Genomic DNA, 19586 nt, shown 5'->3' with positions numbered 1-19586 from the left:
TTCTCCTTTCTAAATAACAATATAAAAAAAAATCCCCGGTAAACCGGGGATTTAAATTTCTAAGCAGCTTTTAACTTTTTAAAGTCGGCCTTTTCAAATTTTTCCACCGCATAATCGAGTGTAATGTTCAATTCCTTGACACTCGTATCCGAAGGGATATCAAACATGGCATCCAACATAATGGCTTCGCAAATAGAACGTAGTCCCCTTGCGCCCAATTTATATTCCATAGCCTTATCAACTATAAAATCTAAAACATCATTATCAAATGAAAGTTTCACATTTTCCAGATCAAACAACTTAACATACTGACGAAACAAAGAGTTCTTAGGTTCAGTAAGAATGTTGCGCAAAGCTTGTTTATCTAAGGGATTAAGGTGAGTTAAAACAGGTACACGACCAATTAACTCAGGGATTAAACCAAATGATTTCAAATCCTGAGGTGTAATGTATTTGTAAAGGTTTTTAAGATCAAGCTCGGCATCATCTTTTTTAACCTTATAACCTACTGCCTGCGTACGCAATCTGTTGGCAATTTTACGTTCAATACCATCAAATGCACCACCGCAAATAAATAAGATATTATTGGTGTTTACTGGGATCATTTTCTGATCTGGGTGCTTACGACCACCTTGAGGTGGAACATTCACTACAGTACCTTCTAAAATCTTCAACAAGGCCTGTTGCACGCCTTCTCCTGAAACATCACGGGTAATAGAAGGATTATCACTTTTACGTGCAACCTTATCTACCTCATCAATGTATACAATTCCACGCTCTGCAGAAGCCACATCGTAATCAGCAGCTTGCAATAAGCGGGTAAGAATACTCTCCACATCTTCACCAACATAGCCAGCCTCAGTAAGTACTGTTGCATCGCAAATGCAAAAAGGCACATGCAATATTTTAGCTATAGTTTTAGCAAGTAAGGTTTTACCGGTACCTGTTTCCCCTACAAGCATGATGTTAGACTTTTCAATTTCTACTTCATCCGCTTTATCTACCTTCTGACCTAACCTTTTATAGTGATTATACACTGCTACCGCAAGTACTTTTTTAGCATCATCCTGACCAATAACATATTGATCAATATGCGCCTTAATTTCCTGTGGTTTCAATAATGTAACCGAAGTATCTAAAGGTTTCGATTTTTTACTCCCTAGTTCTTGTACCAGTAGCTGATTGGCCTGGGTCACACATTTATCGCAGATAAATGCATCCAGTCCTTCAATAAGCATTAAAGTATCCTGCTTACCTGAGCCACAAAAAGAACAACGGGATTCTTTACTTTGTTTTGCCATCTTTTAGTCTTTGTTGCTAGCACCTAGCACTTCATCAATCATTCCGAAGCCTTTTGCTTCATCAGCTTTCATCCAGTAATCACGGTCGGAAGCTTTTTCTACCCACTCATACGATTGTCCAGAGTGGCTTGCAATAATATCGTATAACTCTTTTTTCAATTTCAGCATCTCTCTCAGGTTGATCTCCATATCCGAAGCTACACCTTGCGCGCCACCCGAAGGTTGGTGAATCATCACGCGTGAGTGAGGCAATGCAGCACGTTTGCCTTTAGCACCTGCAACCAGTAATACTGCACCCATAGATGCCGCCATACCTGTACAGATTGTAGCCACATCAGGTGTGATATACTGCATGGTATCATAAATACCTAAACCTGCATATACCGAACCACCAGGTGAGTTGATATAAATCTGGATATCTCTGTTGTTATCCGTAGATTGTAAAAACAACAATTGTGCCTGAATAATATTTGCATTCCCATCATAAATGGCATCACCTAAAAAGATGATACGATCCATCATCAAACGCGAAAACACGTCCATTTGGGCAACATTCAGCTGACGTTCCTCAATAATATAAGGAGTCATGCTCTTTGGTGAATTGTTGGTAGCACCAATAAAACGATCAACATTTAAACCATTAATGCGGTGATGTTTAACTGCGTATTTTCTAAATTCGTCTTTATCTATCTTCATGATTTGTAATTGTTATCTCCTGTAATTCTTTATTCATCAATACTAATAAAACTAAATTGGTAATTTATTGTGGTATTGTAAAATTTGAGTTTCCTTTTATATAAATAAGGCGGCCTTAAATAAAGCCGCCTTATTCGTTATTCTATTAAAAATTAAAACTTTACCGTACAAAAACGGCGCTTATTTTAACTCTATAAATTTATTATAAGCTATATCCTTTTGGTCTAAGGTAGCTACTGATTGAATGTATTCGAAAACTTTAAGCGCTTTCACCTCATCAAAAATACGGTTTGCATTGTCTTTCTCTTTCAAGAAAGTAGCCGTATACTGTGCCAATTGATCTTCTGGCATTGGACTTGGGCTATACATTCTGAACTGCGCGTCTAAACGTTGTTTAGCTGTCTGGAAAACATCTTCATATTTAATTTCGATGCTATTGTCTTTAATCAATTTATTCTCGATTAAAGTCCATTTCAGGTTTTTAGCAAAATCATCATAACCTTCAGCCAATTCCTCCTCAGTTAATTTTTCGTTAGTAGCTTTTAACCACTTACGTAAAAATGCATCAGGTAATTCAATATTTACGCTTTCAATCAGTTTAGTGTAGATGTCGTTTTGCAGTTTGCGATCCGCATCCTGTTTAAACATACTTTCAATTTCCTCAGTGATTTTAGCGGTAAAACCAGCCTCGTCAGTCACTACACCTTCACCAAATATTTTATCAAAGAACTCCTGGTTCAAATCAGCTTCCTCTAAACGGTTTACATTTTTAACCGTTACCTGGAATTTAGATTGTAAATCTTTAGCATCTTCTTCGCTGATGTTTAAAATTTTGGCAATGATTACCTCATTTTTATCAAAAGCTTTCTGAAGATCAAGTTCTACAACATCATCCTTTTTTAAACCGATTAAAGATTTTAAAATCTTTTTATCTACAACCTGATCTAAACGAATAGATCCTGTTTGTGTAATTCCACCTTCAAAAACTGAACCATCTGCCGAAAGTTGCACTAATTCTGCATAAAGAACGTCATCTTCTGCCGAAACTTCAGGGTTTGTCATTTTGCCATAGCTTCTGCGGATATTTTTGATACGTGCAGCAAGCGTTTCAGCATCAGCTTTAACGATATATTGAGTAAACTTATCTTTAGAAGTGATCGTTACATCAATTGCCGGAGCAAGTCCTAATTCATAATCAAATTCAAACTCATCCGTGTTATCCCATTTAAATTCTTTAGAATCATCCATTACAGGTAAAGGCTGACCAAGGATTTCTACTTTATTGTCTGTAAGGTGTTTGTTTAATGTCTCACTTAACAAATTATTGATTTCTTCTACAAGAATACTTCTGCCGTACATCTTTTTAATGTGACCTGCAGGAACCATTCCTTTACGGAAACCTGGAAGCGTCGCTTTTTTAGCTTGTTCTTTTATAGCTTTATCAACCTTTTCAGTATAATCTTCAGGCGCAATCTTAATTTTTACAACCGCGTTTAAGTCGTTAATTTTTTCCTGTGTAATGTTCATCTTTCTGAATCAATAATTATTAATATCTATATACAAAAAATCCCCCGTGTTGCGGAGGAAGTTTACTGCGGAAGATCAACTTCCAATCTACCGCTCAAATCTCCCTTTCGAGGGCGCAAATATATGGTTTTTTGTTGATTTCAAAGCTTATAATTGAAAATATTGTGCTTGCACATTGCCTGATCTTCAGTGCTCCAAAGGCATATAAGATACCTCTTCACAAGATTAAGGTTTATTCACATCTCCTTCACACCAATACACGTCTATTTCATCTACATTCCCCTGCGCTCCGCAATGGAGATTTAAGGACAATTTAAGGGTTATGTTACATATTAACTCCATAGTAAGTCCATAGTGAATCCATATCAAGTCCATATTTTTCATTAAATACTTGGATTTGACATAAATAATATATAGATTTACTATACAGTTATATCGATCTGTTCCAGAACCTTTTATAATCACTCTCTTAACTCATTATAATTATGGCCATATTTGATGGTAAATTCATCCGCGGAGCTGCCGGGGATGTCATATTTAAAAAACAAGGAAAAAAACAAGTTGTACAAGGCAAGTCTAAAAAGGCGCAAATAGACATGACGCAGGCAACATTTGATGCCGCTTTTGTTTTTGGACGGGCAAGTACATTGGCATCATACCTAAGAGCTGGTGCACATGATCTTATAAGCTTCTACGACGGAGGAATGATCTCACGGTTTACGGGCGAATGCAATCAGATCCTCCAGAAAGCTTCTACCGGTAAAGATAATGTCTTCGACTTCAGTCAGGATTACTTTAGTCGTCTCAATGGTTTTGAATTTAACGGGGAATCGCCCGTAAAAAACTATTTGTTTGCACAACCCATGGTCAGCCTTACTGAACAACAGGTAACCATAGATCTGCCAGAGATGCAGATTCCCAAAGATTTAAAATTTCCGACAAAAGCCAGGTACTGCACCGTTGCTTTTAGCGTAACACTATTTGACCTGAATAATGACAGGTATGAAGGTCAGGAAATACAGTCCTTTGAAATTGAACTCAATGGCCAGCCCTTTACAATTCCTGTACGACAATTGAATTTTAAAGGTACTCCCGGTGCGCTGTGTGTAATTGCCTTGGGCTTATATTATTCTGAAAAAACATTCGCAGGGAAAGCGGTAATCAACAATAAAGAGCTAAGCCCATCCGCGATATTAAAAGCAGCATTTTGTCCGGGAGAAATCGAAATCCAGGAAACTTGGGATCAAATGGTATTCAACGAAAAAAAGAAACGGAAGAAGTTAGATAAGAAGAAAAAAAAGACAACTGATCAATAGGTCGCACCAAATTCACAGCATGAATTCCGCCGATCCCAAATTCTCCCCGGCCCGGCAGTCACTCAAAAATCCCTTAACAAAAAAAGACAGCCTTTCGGGCTGTCTTTAATCATTGTGCGGAAGAAGGGACTCGAACCCCCACGCCGTGAAGCGCCAGATCCTAAGTCTGGTGCGGCTACCAATTACGCCACTTCCGCAGTTAGGATGTTCCCTTTCGGGATTGCAAATGTAGATATTATTTTTATAAGTCAAAAAGATTTCTGAATTATATTCAACAGCTTTAGTTAACCGACTGGTTTACAGGAAAAATATTTTTCATTTTATTTCCCAGCTATTAGCACACATGCAGTACAAACCCATTTTTACAATAATTCTTTTTGCAATTGAAAAAGATATTGAACAGCTTTAACCAACCTACTTCCATACCAGGAAAACATTTCACCGTCCACAAGCATTACTTTGGCGTCTGGAATTAAAGTCCTTATTTCTTCCAGATGTTTTTCTTTAAAAGGATAAGGCTCCGAAGAAAGAAAAATCAAGTCTGGTTTTAAATCCACGAGAGCCTCCAACTCTAATTCAGGGTATCGACTTTGCTTAATCACATTCTGCAATCCGTTTAAAGTCAAAATATCATCAATAAAAGTATTCCTGCCAGCCAGCATATAAGGATCTTTCCATATCAAGTAAGCTACCTTTTTGTCAATTCCCTGTTGCAATGCTAAAGTCTGCAAATCATTAAATCCAGCATTGATCAGGTGATTTAGATAAGCTGCCTCTGGCTGTCGATCAACCAATCCTCCTATTTGAGCTATTGTATTTTTAGCATCCTCCAAATTGTAAATATCACTCATCCATACAGGAAACTCTACCATCAACTCCTCTATCTGAGCTTGCGTATTTTCTTCTTTGTTTCCAATGATCAGATCAGGTTTTAAACTACGTATCAGTTCAATATTTAACTTCTTAGTCCCCCCCACTTTTACTCGTTCTGCAAATTTCCCAACTGGATGAATGCAGAATTTAGTCAAACCAATCACCTCCTTATCCAAACCCAAATCAAATAATAACTCTGTCTGAGAAGGAACTAAGGAAATGATCCTTTTTGGGGGATAATTAAATTGAATGGTGTTACCCAACTGATCTGTAAAACTGCGCTGCATGATGCAAAGATAGTTAACAAAAATGGTTCGAACAGATGCTGCGCGAACCATTGTAAAAGATGCATTTGTTTGGTTTAGATCACTGTACCATTTGGAATTACCGCTCCTTTTTTAACCACAACTATACCGTCCTTAACCGTATACAAAGGATGGTCGCCATCAGGCAAATGATCACCGCCAATAATCTGCACATCATTACCGATTCTAGAATTCTTATCAATCAGTGCATTCACAATTTTACACCGATCACCAATTCCTATCAGCGGTTTCTCTTTAGCGGTTTCCTCTTGAATTTCCTGTAAGGTCTGATACCGATCACTACCCATCACATAAACACTCTCTATAATCGTACCTATACCTATTCTTGAGCGAATACCAATCACAGCGTGTTTAATTTCCGCAGCCTGTAAAATACAGCCTTCAGCAATTATTGCTTTGTTTAAAGTAGTGCCTAATATTTTTGAAGGCGGCAACATCCTTGCACGTGTAAATATGCTTTGATGACTGTCAAATAGATTGAATTTAGGGATATCATCTGTAAGGCCTAAATTGGCTTCAAAAAATGAAGATATATTCCCTATATCCGTCCAATAGCCCTCATATTGAAAACTCAATACTTTATTATGTGCCATTGCCCTTGGGATAATCTCTTTACCAAAATCCTTCTCATCAGGATTCTCTAACAGAATTTTAACCAGTAAATCCCTATTGAAGATGTAAATACCCATCGAGGCAAGATAATCGCGCCCCTCTGCTTGCATTTCTGCACCTGTATCAGAGGACCAATCGACCAGCAATTCTGCAGCTGGTTTTTCTATAAAAGAAGTAATAAAACTATCTTCATTGACCTTTAATATTCCAAAATCTGTAGCATCTTTTGCGGTTACCGGAATCGTAGCAATACTTACTTCCGCCCCTTTACTGGCATGTTCCTGTACCATTTTATTGAAATCCATCTGGTATAACTGATCGCCAGATAAAATCAACGCATACTCAAACTCATGGTTCAGCAAATGGTGCATAGTTTGTCTAACCGCATCTGCTGTTCCCTGAAACCAAGTTGGATTATCAGGTGTTTGCTCAGCAGCAAGAATATCAACAAACGCTCCACTAAAATGACTAAAATGATAGGTGTTTTTAATGTGTTTATTTAATGATGCAGAATTGAATTGCGTTAAAACAAACATCCGCTGTATGCCTGAATTTAGGCAATTAGAGATTGGGATATCTACCAAACGATATTTCCCTCCTATGGGTACCGCTGGTTTAGAGCGAGTTTGCGTTAATGGCGCCAGCCTTGAACCTTGACCACCGCCAAGGATTACCCCCAATACATTGTCAGTCATAATTTTTCATTTTATATTTGGTATAGATGTATATATTGTTGCGCTGCCTTATCCCATGAATGATCCAGCTGCATTATAAACTTACGTATTTCTTTTACTTCTTTCGCATTGACATATAACTCATAAGCCCGACCTATAGCATGTCCTACATCCCAAACACTACTCTGATCATGACAAATACCAAAACCACCATCCCCAATATCAATCACTGTATCTTTTAGTCCACCAATTCTTCTCACAATAGGGATAGTTCCATATCTTAAAGCATACATTTGGTTTAAGCCACAAGGCTCTACCCGACTTGGCATCAACAGAAAATCTGCCCCCGCATAAATCTGGTGCGACAGCTGCTCATTGTACCCTATGTAAACATTGTAATTTCCTGGAAATGCTTCTTTCAATTGCGACAATCTACCTTCTACCTGTGGATCACCAGATCCAAGTACCAGTACATTTATTTCTCCATTATAAGTGATTAAAGCATTGTAAAATATATCTGGAAGCAAATCAGCTCCCTTTTCACCCACCAACCGACCGATGAAAGTAAACAATGGTTTTTCCGGATCCAGATTAAAGACCTTACAAAGTGCTTCTTTATTTGCCCGCTTCCCGGCATCTACTGTCCGAAGGTTATATTTTTTTTCCAGCATGGGATCCGCCTGCGGATTCCAGACTTCATTATCAATTCCATTAAGTATACCGAAAGACTTACTGCGTTCCTGGGCAAGCAAATCTTCAAGTCCATTAGCTTTAAAGCTGATCTCATCCAAATAACTTGGTGAAACCGTAGTTACCCGCCATGCACATTTAATCGCCGAAGCCAAGGGATTAATAGCCCCCTTCCAATCTAACTGACCAGATTTCCAAAGTTCAAACGCCGGAATATAGTGCAACTTATCCCAACCAAATTGCCCCTGGTATTGGGCATTGTGAATGGTTAGCACTGTAGGAATATGACATAAACTTTTAAACTGATGACAATTGGCGACCATAAAAGGTACTAAGCCGGTATGATGGTCGTGGCAATGGATCACATCAGGACGATGTTCCCATTGAGCCATCCAATCAAGTACGGCTATCTGATAAGCCAGAAAACGCTCTGTATCGTCATCATAACCATACACCATTTCCCTATCCAATAGGCCTGAAATATGGACCAGATATAGGTCAAAGCCCAACTTATTGGTCATCTCCCTAAATATCTTTACGGTAAAATTATGAAAGCCAAGTTTACCCCAGCCATCATAAACTACCTCAAATTCATTCTCCTGTATAAACTTGTTATGATACGCAGGCATTACTACCTTAGCTACATGCCCAAGCTTGTTTTGATACTTTGGCAAGGCACCCACAACGTCACCTAAACCACCAACTTTAGCTATAGGATAACATTCTGCACTAAGGTGTATAATCTCCATATTTTGAGGCTTTAAAAATCACCTTAAAATAGCGATTACAATAAGGAATGCAAATATTTAACGTAAATAAATTATTTAATTAGATTTTAATCTGCTACAGCCCTGAACATCAATGCCGCTGCTGTTAAATTGGTTCTACTATCGATCAAAATAGCTGCACCATTGGCTTTATTATCTGTGTACAAATCAAACGCTAGCTCATCTGCCGTTTTCAAAACTATCCGACCAATATCATTCAACTTAAAATCATGCGCTTCTTGTTTCTCCAGCGTATTGATATCCACTTTATAAACTATTTCTCGAATTTTACATTTCGTCACCTTGCTATTGTGTTGCAATAGATAAGTAATGCTATCATCAAGTGGCCTTGCGTCCATCCAGCATACATCAGCTTCTATAAGCTTAGAGCTTTGTGGCAAATGGTCGGCATTAACCAATACATCACCTCTACTGATGTCAATATTATCTTTTAAATGAAGCGTTACCGACTGGCCCGCAAAGGCAGTAGCAGGCTGCTGATCAAATATTTCTATCCGTTCAATAATAGAGCTACTTCCAGATGGTAAAACGGTAACCTTATCATTTACATTAAATTCGCCACTTAAAATACGGCCGGCATAGCCTCTGTAATCGTGTAACTCGTCGGTCTGCGGCCTTACCACCCACTGTACAGGCATACGTGCAAGATCAGACTCAGCCCCAGTCTCTACATCAACAGTCTCCAGAAAATGTAATAAACTACGTCCATGATACCAGCTCATATTTTCTGACTCATTTACCACGTTATCCCCCTTCAAAGCACTTACAGGAATAAAATTCACATCCTTTAAATTCAATTGAGCTGCCAACGTTTTATACTTATCAGTAATTGCTGTAAATACGGTTTCGCTATATCCCACCATATCCATTTTATTTAAACACACTACCACATGCTCAATACCCAATAAGGACACCAAATACGAATGGCGGATAGTTTGCTCAACCACACCATTTCTGGCATCAATTAAAATGATTGCCAATTTGGCTGTAGATGCTCCGGTAACCATATTACGGGTATATTGTATATGGCCTGGGGTATCAGCAATGATAAATTTACGTTTATCCGTCTGAAAATATTTATAAGCCACGTCAATAGTAATTCCCTGCTCACGCTCTGCCCTTAAACCATCAGTTAAAATGGCAAGGTCAATTGTTCCGTCATCATTTTTACGGTTAGATTGCTGTAAAGCCTCTAACTGATCAGCAAGGATGGAATCCGTATCGTATAACAACCTTCCAATAAGCGTGCTCTTACCATCATCAACACTACCGGCTGTAAAAAATTTAAGTATATTCATTAAAAGTATCCTCCCTTTTTGCGGTCTTCCATAGCAGCTTCCGAAACTTTATCGTCCATGCGGGCACCTCGTTCACTAATTTTTGATGCGCTGATTTCTTCAATGATTATATCAATCTGATCAGCATCAGATTCAACAGCTGCAGTACAACTCATGTCCCCAACTGTACGGAACCTCACTTTTTTATGTTCAACAACATCCTCTTCATCCATATTTAAAAATGGAGAAGCTGCCATTAACTGTCCATTACGTGTGATTACATCTCTGTAATGCGCAAAATAGATAGAAGGCAAACTTATGTTTTCTCTTTTGATATAGTTCCAAACATCAAGCTCGGTCCAGTTACTGATTGGAAATACCCGTACATTCTCGCCTTTATGAATTCGACCATTGTAAATGTTCCATAACTCGGGGCGCTGACGCTTAGGGTCCCACTGACCAAACTCGTCTCTTACCGAAAAAATACGTTCCTTGGCGCGTGCTTTTTCTTCATCTCTTCTGGCACCACCAATACAGGCATCAAAACCATGCAGCGCGATGGTGTCTAAAAGAGTAACGGTTTGTAGCGCATTTCTGCTGGCATTTTTACCGGTCTGTTCCACAACCTTTCCTTGATCAATGGATTCCTGAACACTACCTACAATGAGTTTTTCGCCCAATCGTTGCACCATTTCATCACGGTAAGTAATGATTTCTTCGAAGTTATGCCCAGTATCTATGTGTACCAGCGGAAAAGGAAACTTACCTGGTCTGAAAGCCTTTTCAGCTAAACGCACCAATGTAATAGAATCCTTACCTCCTGAAAACAGTAAGGCCGGTTTTTCAAATTGCCCTGCAACCTCACGTAATATGTGAATCGCCTCGGCCTCTAATTCGTCTAAATAATCTAAATTATACTTACTCATATCCTGTTGCAATTACGTTGTGGCATGCAAACCACATTCTTTTTTTGATTGATCTTCCCACCACCAACGGCCGGCCCTAAAATCCTCACCCTCACTAACCGCCCTTGTACAAGGTGCACAACCTATACTTGGGAATCCCTTATCGTGTAAGGTATTGTAAACAATATTATTCTCTTTTATATACGCCTTCACTTCTTCCAGAGACCAGAAAAATATCGGGTGAAATTTGATCAACTGGTTTTGTTCATCCCATTCCAGGTTAGACATATCGTGTCTGTTTACAGATTGTTCTGACCTGATTCCAGTAACCCATAGATCATTTCCTTTTAAAGCTCTCTTTAAAGGCTCCAGCTTGCGAATCCCGCAGCATTCTTTTCTATTCTCTACAGACTCATAAAAGCTGCTTGGCCCTTTTTTATTCACCATTGCCTGTACAGCTTCGGTATCGGGGAAATAAGCTTTTATGGGTTTATTATAAATTTCTAAAGTACGGTTCCACACATAGTATGTTTCCGGAAATAACCTACCGGTTTCTAGTGTAAAAACTTCAATTGGGATATCATTGGCAAAAATCATGTGTGTAATTACCTGATCTTCCCACCCAAAACTTGTAGAAAAAACAATCTTTCCCGGATATTGATCTGCAAAAAATTGCAAGGCAGCTACCGGATCAAGACCCTTAATTTTTTCGGCTATTTCTGCTAATTTTTCCTTCATGACTAAACTAATTTTAGGATAAAATTGATGATACTGCGCAGACTCACTAAAATCACAAGAACTCCAACTGAAACCATAATAGTTTTAGCAGATATCTTATTGGAAACTTTTGCTGCTATTGGCGATGCCAGCGCACTTCCAATAACCAAACCTGCAACAGCTTCCCAATGTGCACCATTTAACATGGTGATAAAGGTTAAAGAACTCATCAATGCAATAAAAAAGCGAGTAATCTTTACGGTCCCTAAAGAGAACCTGGCATTTCTTCCCCCAGCAATTAAGCTAGACAATACAATTGAACCCCAGCCTCCGCCGCCAACAGCATCTATAAAACCTCCAAATAAACCCAATAACGAGATTTTTTTTATTTTCCCATTTTGGACTGCTTTTTTACGGTTGACCTGATAAGCCTTAGATAATATTACGCAGCCTAGTATTAAGGTGTATAAAGAAACAACTGGTTTGGTATAATTACTATAATGCTCTAATGAAGACAATAAATAAGCACCTGTTACTGCGCCAATAATACCAGGGATCAACAATAGCTTAAACAATTTCCAGTTTACGTTACCAAAACGATAATGCATCCATCCGGCAATACCATTGCTTAAAATCTCTGATAAATGTACACCCATACTTGCCGAAGCCGGGGGAACACCCATGGCTAAAGAAAATGAAGTGCTGGTTACGCCATACGACATACCTATTGCGCCATCAATCATGGCAAAAATAAATCCACCAATTAAAAACCAATAAAACATTGGATTAAGGTTGGCAATATATGTCTGAAACTCGGGTTCTTTGTGCCAAAAAACAGCTACTACTATAGCAAATGAAAATACAATAGCCGACCAGATTAACCATTTCAAATTAGCTCTGCTAGTCCGCTCTCCTTTACCATCAACCAATGACGAAGTTACTGCATTTAGCTTTTTAACTTTTGCAGCAAAATCTCCGTTCAGCGTATTTCTAAGCGCCTGCATATTTTGCAGCGTATCATTTATTTCTTCTGGTAAACTGTCATTTAGTACCTCCTTTAACCTTTTTGCAATGGTAGGAGATTTTCCATTTGTAGATATTGCTATTTTAAGATCGCCCTTTTTTACAATAGAACCTAAGTAAAAATTGCATAGATCTGGCTTATCGGCAAAGTTGACCAGCAAATTCCTACGGTCAGCTTCTTCCCTGATCTGTTGGTTGAGTTCGTCGTTATTTGTAGCCGCAACAACCAGGTCAACACCATCAAGGTCAGAAGGATCAAATTCACGTGTTAAAATGCTCAGCCTTTCATGCTTTTCTGCAAGCTGCTTTACCTCTGGTAAAACCTCCAAAGCAATAACAGTTACATTTGCTTCAGGACTATTACCAAGTATTGCTGTTAATTTCTCGAGACCCACAGGTCCCGCACCCACCAATAGCGTATGTATGGAGTTCAATTTAATGAAGACAGGAAATAACTGGTTGCCTTCCATAAAAACTACAATTCTTCTTTAAGTGCCTGATAAAAATCCTTGATGGGTTGAAATGAAGGATGCAAGGAAACCACCTCACCAAAAATAAGTAAAGCCGGAGCTTTAATACCTTTCTCTTCCACCAGCTCTACAATTGTATCCACTACGCCAATGGCCAACTTCTCATTTTCGGTTGAACCACTTTGAATCGCTGCAACTGGCAGTTGATGTTTGCCTTCGTTTTGAAATAACTTAACAATCTCCTTCAGCTTGCCCAACCCCATTAATACCACTACCGTTGCTTTTGAACGCGCAGCTTCATACAAATCGTTAGAGATCTGGCCCGAAGCAGTAGTTCCAGTAACTACCCAAAAGCTTTCGCTTAAACCACGATGTGTTACCGGAATTTGTTGCAAGCCCGGTACCGAAATAGAACTCGATAAACCAGGGATCACCGAAACCGGGATGCTATATCCTGCTGCAAAATCCAATTCTTCATATCCTCGGCCAAATACAAAAGGATCTCCACCTTTTAAACGAACTACATGACCATAGTTAAGTGCATAATCCACCATTAATTTGTTGATGGCATCCTGACCATAAGAACGCTCTCCTGATCTTTTACCTACATATACTTTAATGGCATTAGGATTAGCAAAATCTAAAACCCCTTCGTTCACCAATGCATCATATAAAACAACATCTGCTGTTTTAAGGGCATTGGCACCTTTCATGGTAATTAGTTCGGGATCACCCGGACCAGCACCAACAAGTGTTATTTTTGGTTCTTTATTGTTAATTTGAGTGATCATTGAATTGCTCCTCTCTTTTAGCTTTCATTTGATTATAGAATTTATCAACCGCATTTAAGTAAACCGTTGCAAATTCTTTAGTAGGTTCATTTTTATTGATTTGAAGTACCAGGTCGTTAAATGTACCTTCCAGTTCTACTTCACCTGTAGCTACGTAGTTGTTATCAAACTCGCGGATGATACCAATTTGTGTACTGCTGTTCACACCTTTATCTAATAGCAATGCTTTTGCGGTACTTACAAATACCGCATAGCTATGGTATATCGCATCAGACCAAGCTTCGGCTTCAAAAGAGGCTTTTGCCCAATCTAATTTTTCTTCTGCTTCAAGTAATAAGGTAGCTACTAAGTCTATCACCACACCGGCGCACTCACCCACCCCTATGGCTGGTATAAATATTCCTTCATGGCCCCAATCTACAAATTCTTCGTCTTTTAAATTGGTTAAATCAGCCAAAGGCTTTAACATCTGATAAAAATAATCTTTACCCTTTCTGTCGTAATACTGATGGAATGTTTCCTCCTTTTCAGCATTGGCACTAAAATCATTCAAGATTGTTCTCAACACATCAGTAGCACGTTTAGATGGTGCTTTAATTACACGTTCAGCTACCCTTCCTGCTCCATCTCCAATAGTCCCCCCCCCAAGCATCACTTGTACAGCTGGTACAACTTTGCCGTTCGCTTTTACCGAACTACCATGAAAACCAATATGGGCCAAGCCATGCTGTCCGCAGGAATTCATACATCCGCTGATTTTTATTTTGATGTCTTTATCATAAATCAGCTCTGGATATTCTTCATAAATAACATCTTCCAAAGCAACAGAAAGCGACATACTGTTAGAGATACCCAAGTTACAGGTATCCGTACCTGGGCAAGTGGTCACATCACCTACGCCATCAAATCCTGGTTTCGCAAAACCCAATTCGTTCAATGCAACGTACAAAGAAGGCAATGCAGCTGCTCTCACAAACTTTAGCATCAACCCTTGATTTTGAGTAACACGAATCTCATCAGCAGCGTAAGGACTTATCGCATCAACCAATTTACGAGCAAGCTCAGTCGGGATATCTCCTTTAGTTACTTTGATATATATGGCGTAAAAACCCTCTTGTTTTTGCGCAACAACGTTTGTTGCACGCCAGTGTTTATAATCTATCGCATTAACCACCTCGTCTAAAGCTGGATAATCAATTAATTCGGGTATTTGTGGTTGTGGGACAGCGTCTCGATCTATTTTAAAGGACTTTACTTTATTAGCAATACGTTCTTCTTCAATCAGTCTTAATACTTCTTCTAACCCAAGTTTCTGAACCAAATATTTTAAGCGGGCCTTATTTCTATTCGCTCTTTCACCATAACGATCAAACACTCTTAAAACAGATTCTGCATATGGAATGATCTGATCTTCATGTAAAAACTCGTGAACCAACTCCGCTAAGAAAGGTTGAGCTCCTAAGCCACCACCTAATAGTACTTTAAAACCACGTTCTCCCTGCTCATTGATTTTAGGAATAAAACCAAGATCATGGATATAACTAAATGCAGTGTCCCTTTCATCGGAAGAAAAAGAGAACTTAATCTTCCTACCCATTTCCTGGCAAATCGGATTCCGCAAAAAGTAGGTAAAGAAAGCATGTGCATAAGGTGAAACATCGAAAGGTTCGTTCGGGTTAATCCCAGCATCTGGAGATGAGGTTACGTTACGAACCGTATTTCCACAAGCTTCACGGATCGTTACATCATCACGTTGCAATTCTTCCCACAGTTGCGGCGTCCTGTCCAGGCTCACATAGTGAATCTGAATATCCTGGCGAGTGGTGAGGTGCAAGTTTCTGCTTGCATATTCATCAGATACGTCAGATATACGAAGCAATTGTTTAAACGTCACCTTTCCAAATGGCAATTTAATACGCACCATTTGTACACCGGGCTGTCTTTGTCCGTAAACCCCACGTGCTAAACGTAGACTCCTAAATTTTTCATCATGGATTTTACCTTCGCGAAATTCCCTGATCTTTTTTTCAAGATCAATAATGTCTTTTTCGACAATTGGGTTCTCTAACTCTGTCCTAAAACTTTGCATACTTTTGGTCTTATTTAAAAAAAGCTCCTCTGTCTGTAAGACCGGAGAAGCTTCAATATCATGTCTCAACAGCCTATAATCCTACCTAATACATGCTTGCATGTTCAGATAAATAGTGCTGTTGTTAGTTTTGTTCATAAAGCAAATATATAAAGTATACAGGACTTGTAGTATATATTTCAAAAAATAACATTTAAAATGTTTAATTTCAGCTACTTAATTTACAATCCACAGATAAACAAACAAGTACTATCATAAAATTTTGTATTTTTAACCTGATGACATTTGCAGATAAAGCTATCCTTTTCAATAAAAATCTAAAATATACAGGTACCCCCTTGCCTCCAGGTATCCGGATTATGAATCCTTTTACAGAATTTGAACAGACAATGGAAATCGTTGAAAGTTTCTATCAAAAGTACTACAACGACAATAACCCAAGACATCTCATTCTGGGCATTAATCCAAGTAGACTTGGAGCTGGATTAACAGGTATACCATTTACAGACCCCAAAAGGCTAAAGAGCGAGTGTCATATCAAATACGAAGGGAGAATAACACATGAACTCTCTTCTGTTTTTATCTACGAAATGATTAAAGCCTATGGCGGTGTTGAGGCTTTTTACAAAGACTTTTATATTAACTCACCCTCCCCGCTTGGTTTTACTTCAGTTGATAACAATGGCAAAGAAAAGAACTACAATTATTACGACAGCAAGGAACTAATCCATTCTATTAAAGACTTTATGATTGAAAGCATCCACAAGCTCATTAAGCTCGGAGTCTACACAGACACTTGCTTTTGTTTTGGTACAGGTAAAAACGCAAAGTTTCTTAATAAACTGAACGAGGAGCATCATTTTTTTAAAAAGATCATTGCCCTCGAACATCCAAGATTCATCATGCAATATAAAAGCTCCGAAAAGCAATTCTATATTGATAAATACATTTCAGCTTTTGACTCTGTTAAGCATTAGGATCATCCGGCCTAAGCATCAGCCAATTTTAACATAAAAATGTCATTTCATGTAACACTCCAAACACTCTCCCATCCAAAGTGTAATTTAAGTTCAATGAAACGAAAAACAAACCTTTTGCCCTTTGCCGTAATCGCCATACTATTCTTTTTGATAAACAGTTATGTACTATCAGGCATTCATACCCTTAGTACCCACCCAAACATCACGCCGGCTTTCTGGACTTTTATCATACTTATAACTGCCTCCCTTGCTTATGCCATGCAAAGAATGCGCGACAATGGAATGGATATCTTTTTTAAAATAGCGACCCATGCCTTCCTCGTCCTCTTTGTAGCCGAACTTGTTTTTATCCTGATGTTATTACCCGCAGATGTTTATCGTTTATTTGCGGGCAAACCCCGAAACGGATACTGGGTAGAGTTTTCGGCATTTCTTTTTATCCTTACTATCCTGATCTTTATTTATGGCATCATCAAAGGAAAATACGCGTACCGAGTCATTAAACACACTTTATTCTTCGATGATCTTCCTCAAAGCTTTGATGGCTTTACCATCACGCAAATCTCTGATGTACATGCTGGGAGCTTCCAAAACCCCAAAGCTGTACAAAGAGGTATCGATTTAATTAAGGCACAACAGTCAGACTTATTCGTTTTTACCGGAGATCTTGTCAACAACAAAGCCGAAGAAATTAAACCTTGGATCAGTTATTTTTCACAAATAAAGGCACCATTCGGCCAGTTTTCCATACTTGGTAACCACGACTATGGAGACTACATTAAGTGGGAAAATGAAAGTGAAAAAAGTGCCAACTTAGAGCAGCTAAAAAAATACCACCAAGAATTGGGATTTAAATTACTATTGGATGAACACGTCACCTTACATAAGGATGCTGAGCAAATTATCCTGGCAGGCGTAGAGAACTGGGGTATTGGCTTTGGACAACGGGGTGATCTTAATAAAGCAATGATCAATGTACAATCAAATGACTTCAAAATACTGTTGTCACACGACCCTACGCATTGGGATGAAGAGGTGAAAAAGCTTCCCACAAAAATACACCTAACTCTTTCCGGCCATACACATGGAATGCAGTTCGGTATCGAAGCATTGGGCATAAAGTGGAGTCCTGTTAAATATAGATATGCGCATTGGGCCGGTATAGCCAGCAAAAATGGTAGATATCTAAACATCAACAGGGGCTTCGGTTTTCTGGGTTTTTCGGGGCGAATAGGTATTTGGCCTGAGATCACAGTGATTGAACTTAAAAGATCTAGCGAATAATTTTATCATAGAAAGGTTGTTTTCTAACAAAATCAATTTTCGATTGTTTAAATTCTATACTTTTGCATGGTAGAATATAATTATACTACAAGGCCTTAATGGAACAAAATAAATTGAGAGAAGAAACTTTGATCGCGTCTGCAGATACTGATGATTTAAAAAGAGTATTTCAGGATAGAAAAAGAACGAACATTTTAAATAACCTGGAGCAACAAACGCTTTCTTTTCTGGTGACCAGAATTCCCAGTTACATATCTTCAAACATACTTACTTTTCTTGGTACCATTGGATCAGTATTGGTACTTGTCGGATTTGTACTTGCTAATTATTTAGACCGTAGTTACCTTTTAATAGGCATTTTCGGCTTGGCACTTAATTGGTTTGGCGACTCATTAGATGGCCGTATTGCCTATTACCGCAATATTCCTCGTAAATGGTATGGCTTTTCGCTCGATATTATTATGGACTGGGTAAGCACTGTGATGATAGGCTTAGGCTATATGGTGTACGCAAAAAATAAGTATGAGCTCATTGCTTTTGTATTTGTTGTGCTTTATGGATGGGCCATGATCATATCGCAACTAAGATACAAAATCACAGACGTATACACTATAGATTCAGGACTGGTTGGTCCTACGGAGATCCGTATCATATTGGCCCTAATCTTTGTTGTAGAAGTTGTGTTTGGTGGCTTAATAGGATACTTCGCAGGTATAATATGCATAACACTTTTTTTTATCAATATTTTAGATACCCGCAAACTGTTAAAGCTTGGCGATATCCGGGATGCTATAGAGCGAAATGCTAAAAAGAAAGCCGCTTAATGAGTAAAATAAAATCCATTTTTGAATTTGCTAAAGCGCAGGTTTCAGCATGTACAGGTGGACTGCTGGATTACTCAGTGATGATATTGTGTACTGAACTGCTGCACATCCACTACACCATTTCGATCGCCATTGGCGGAATTATTGGTGCAGTGGCTAATTTTTCTATAAACAGATATTGGACATTCGGGGCAAGCCAATCGCCCGTTGGCAACCAGCTCACTAAATTTATTTTTGTAGTAGCGGGTAGCATTACCCTAAAATCATCAGGCACCTACCTTTTTACCAACTGGTTAAACCTCGATTATAAGTTAACCAGAATTATGGTCGACATTATTGTCTCTCTGGGTTTCAACTACGTATTGCAAAAATATTGGGTATTCAGAAAACCCCCAATTCAAGAATTCGAACAATTAGATTAAA

At 38.6% G+C, this 19586-nt stretch carries 18 protein-coding genes and 1 tRNA gene; 5 read left to right on the top strand and 14 right to left on the bottom strand.

Annotated elements, in window-relative coordinates; translation table 11 throughout:
- Positions 1–59: 59 nt before the first annotated feature.
- The 4 genes from clpX to FBD94_RS25875 form a co-directional block, all read right to left on the bottom strand.
- On the bottom strand, positions 60–1301 hold the full coding sequence (gene clpX, locus FBD94_RS02815; protein WP_131609523.1) for an ATP-dependent Clp protease ATP-binding subunit ClpX: 1242 nt from the start codon (positions 1299–1301) through the stop codon (positions 60–62).
- Positions 1302–1304: 3 nt separating this feature from the next.
- Positions 1305–1997, bottom strand: coding sequence for an ATP-dependent Clp endopeptidase proteolytic subunit ClpP (clpP, locus tag FBD94_RS02810; protein WP_131609521.1), 693 nt, complete (start codon positions 1995–1997; stop codon positions 1305–1307).
- A 180-nt stretch (positions 1998–2177) separates the two neighbouring features.
- Entirely contained in the window at positions 2178–3524 is a 1347-nt protein-coding gene (gene tig / locus FBD94_RS02805) for a trigger factor (RefSeq protein ID WP_136878990.1), read from the bottom strand.
- Positions 3525–3749: 225 nt separating this feature from the next.
- A complete protein-coding gene (locus FBD94_RS25875) occupies positions 3750–3908 on the bottom strand; it encodes a hypothetical protein (protein ID WP_169472195.1) in 159 nt (52 codons plus the stop codon).
- Between the two features lie 101 nt (positions 3909–4009).
- Between FBD94_RS25875 and FBD94_RS02800 the strand changes: the two genes are divergently transcribed.
- Positions 4010–4840, top strand: coding sequence for a hypothetical protein (locus tag FBD94_RS02800; protein WP_136878989.1), 831 nt, complete (start codon positions 4010–4012; stop codon positions 4838–4840).
- A 115-nt stretch (positions 4841–4955) separates the two neighbouring features.
- Here FBD94_RS02800 and FBD94_RS02795 read toward each other — a convergent pair.
- The 10 genes from FBD94_RS02795 to FBD94_RS02750 form a co-directional block, all read right to left on the bottom strand.
- Positions 4956–5037: transfer RNA gene (locus tag FBD94_RS02795), tRNA-Leu, on the bottom strand.
- 165 nt (positions 5038–5202) lie between these two features.
- Positions 5203–6000, bottom strand: a complete 798-nt coding sequence (locus FBD94_RS02790) for an ABC transporter substrate-binding protein (protein ID WP_136878988.1) — start codon at positions 5998–6000, stop codon at positions 5203–5205.
- A gap of 74 nt (positions 6001–6074) precedes the next feature.
- Positions 6075–7346: a glucose-1-phosphate adenylyltransferase gene (locus tag FBD94_RS02785; protein ID WP_136878987.1), complete on the bottom strand. Its 1272-nt coding sequence runs from the start codon at positions 7344–7346 to the stop codon at positions 6075–6077.
- Between the two features lie 11 nt (positions 7347–7357).
- Positions 7358–8764 (bottom strand): glycogen synthase, encoded by a 1407-nt coding sequence (locus FBD94_RS02780; RefSeq protein ID WP_136878986.1) that lies wholly within the window; start codon positions 8762–8764, stop codon positions 7358–7360.
- 86 nt (positions 8765–8850) lie between these two features.
- Positions 8851–10101 carry a sulfate adenylyltransferase subunit 1 gene (locus tag FBD94_RS02775; protein ID WP_136878985.1) on the bottom strand — a complete coding sequence of 417 codons (1251 nt, stop codon included), beginning with the start codon at positions 10099–10101 and terminating at the stop codon, positions 8851–8853.
- Entirely contained in the window at positions 10101–11006 is a 906-nt protein-coding gene (gene cysD, locus FBD94_RS02770) for a sulfate adenylyltransferase subunit CysD (RefSeq protein WP_136878984.1), read from the bottom strand. Before cysD ends, FBD94_RS02775 begins: the two co-directional genes overlap by 1 nt.
- Before the next feature lie 12 nt (positions 11007–11018).
- Entirely contained in the window at positions 11019–11723 is a 705-nt protein-coding gene (locus FBD94_RS02765; RefSeq protein ID WP_136878983.1) for a phosphoadenylyl-sulfate reductase, read from the bottom strand.
- A 2-nt stretch (positions 11724–11725) separates the two neighbouring features.
- A complete protein-coding gene (locus FBD94_RS02760; RefSeq protein ID WP_136878982.1) occupies positions 11726–13195 on the bottom strand; it encodes a TSUP family transporter in 1470 nt (489 codons plus the stop codon).
- A 5-nt stretch (positions 13196–13200) separates the two neighbouring features.
- On the bottom strand, positions 13201–13986 hold the full coding sequence (gene cobA, locus FBD94_RS02755) for a uroporphyrinogen-III C-methyltransferase (protein WP_136878981.1): 786 nt from the start codon (positions 13984–13986) through the stop codon (positions 13201–13203).
- Positions 13970–16075: a HEPN domain-containing protein gene (locus FBD94_RS02750; RefSeq protein WP_136878980.1), complete on the bottom strand. Its 2106-nt coding sequence runs from the start codon at positions 16073–16075 to the stop codon at positions 13970–13972. The genes cobA and FBD94_RS02750 overlap by 17 nt, the downstream gene beginning before the upstream one ends.
- Before the next feature lie 278 nt (positions 16076–16353).
- Between FBD94_RS02750 and FBD94_RS02745 the strand changes: the two genes are divergently transcribed.
- The 4 genes from FBD94_RS02745 to FBD94_RS02730 all read left to right on the top strand — a co-directional run bounded on the left by FBD94_RS02745 (position 16354) and on the right by FBD94_RS02730 (position 19585).
- The gene (locus FBD94_RS02745; RefSeq protein ID WP_235884351.1) at positions 16354–17052 is read left to right on the top strand and encodes an SMUG2 DNA glycosylase family protein; all 699 of its coding nucleotides are present in this window, start codon (positions 16354–16356) and stop codon (positions 17050–17052) included.
- Positions 17053–17148: 96 nt separating this feature from the next.
- On the top strand, positions 17149–18339 hold the full coding sequence (locus FBD94_RS02740; protein WP_136878978.1) for a metallophosphoesterase: 1191 nt from the start codon (positions 17149–17151) through the stop codon (positions 18337–18339).
- Between the two features lie 98 nt (positions 18340–18437).
- The gene (locus tag FBD94_RS02735; RefSeq protein WP_136878977.1) at positions 18438–19163 is read left to right on the top strand and encodes a CDP-alcohol phosphatidyltransferase family protein; all 726 of its coding nucleotides are present in this window, start codon (positions 18438–18440) and stop codon (positions 19161–19163) included.
- A complete protein-coding gene (locus FBD94_RS02730) occupies positions 19163–19585 on the top strand; it encodes a GtrA family protein (RefSeq protein ID WP_131610997.1) in 423 nt (140 codons plus the stop codon). The genes FBD94_RS02735 and FBD94_RS02730 overlap by 1 nt, the downstream gene beginning before the upstream one ends.
- Position 19586 lies beyond the last annotated feature (1 nt).

The sequence above is a fragment of the Pedobacter hiemivivus genome (assembly GCF_005144565.1).
Classification (GTDB): domain Bacteria; phylum Bacteroidota; class Bacteroidia; order Sphingobacteriales; family Sphingobacteriaceae; genus Pedobacter; species Pedobacter hiemivivus.
This window is presented reverse-complemented; position numbering and strand designations above follow the sequence as displayed.

Coding starts and splice junctions, on each gene's coding strand:
- FBD94_RS25875 (WP_169472195.1), bottom strand. CDS start 3,908: ATGAAAAATATGGACTTGATATGGATTCACTATGGACTTACTATGGAG.
- FBD94_RS02790 (WP_136878988.1), bottom strand. CDS start 6,000: ATGCAGCGCAGTTTTACAGATCAGTTGGGTAACACCATTCAATTTAAT.
- clpP (WP_131609521.1), bottom strand. CDS start 1,997: ATGAAGATAGATAAAGACGAATTTAGAAAATACGCAGTTAAACATCAC.
- FBD94_RS02730 (WP_131610997.1), top strand. CDS start 19,163: ATGAGTAAAATAAAATCCATTTTTGAATTTGCTAAAGCGCAGGTTTCA.
- FBD94_RS02760 (WP_136878982.1), bottom strand. CDS start 13,195: ATGGAAGGCAACCAGTTATTTCCTGTCTTCATTAAATTGAACTCCATA.
- FBD94_RS02735 (WP_136878977.1), top strand. CDS start 18,438: ATGGAACAAAATAAATTGAGAGAAGAAACTTTGATCGCGTCTGCAGAT.
- FBD94_RS02745 (WP_235884351.1), top strand. CDS start 16,354: ATGACATTTGCAGATAAAGCTATCCTTTTCAATAAAAATCTAAAATAT.
- FBD94_RS02750 (WP_136878980.1), bottom strand. CDS start 16,075: ATGCAAAGTTTTAGGACAGAGTTAGAGAACCCAATTGTCGAAAAAGAC.
- FBD94_RS02740 (WP_136878978.1), top strand. CDS start 17,149: ATGAAACGAAAAACAAACCTTTTGCCCTTTGCCGTAATCGCCATACTA.
- cobA (WP_136878981.1), bottom strand. CDS start 13,986: ATGATCACTCAAATTAACAATAAAGAACCAAAAATAACACTTGTTGGT.
- FBD94_RS02785 (WP_136878987.1), bottom strand. CDS start 7,346: ATGACTGACAATGTATTGGGGGTAATCCTTGGCGGTGGTCAAGGTTCA.
- FBD94_RS02775 (WP_136878985.1), bottom strand. CDS start 10,101: ATGAATATACTTAAATTTTTTACAGCCGGTAGTGTTGATGATGGTAAG.
- FBD94_RS02765 (WP_136878983.1), bottom strand. CDS start 11,723: ATGAAGGAAAAATTAGCAGAAATAGCCGAAAAAATTAAGGGTCTTGAT.
- cysD (WP_136878984.1), bottom strand. CDS start 11,006: ATGAGTAAGTATAATTTAGATTATTTAGACGAATTAGAGGCCGAGGCG.
- tig (WP_136878990.1), bottom strand. CDS start 3,524: ATGAACATTACACAGGAAAAAATTAACGACTTAAACGCGGTTGTAAAA.
- clpX (WP_131609523.1), bottom strand. CDS start 1,301: ATGGCAAAACAAAGTAAAGAATCCCGTTGTTCTTTTTGTGGCTCAGGT.
- FBD94_RS02800 (WP_136878989.1), top strand. CDS start 4,010: ATGGCCATATTTGATGGTAAATTCATCCGCGGAGCTGCCGGGGATGTC.
- FBD94_RS02780 (WP_136878986.1), bottom strand. CDS start 8,764: ATGGAGATTATACACCTTAGTGCAGAATGTTATCCTATAGCTAAAGTT.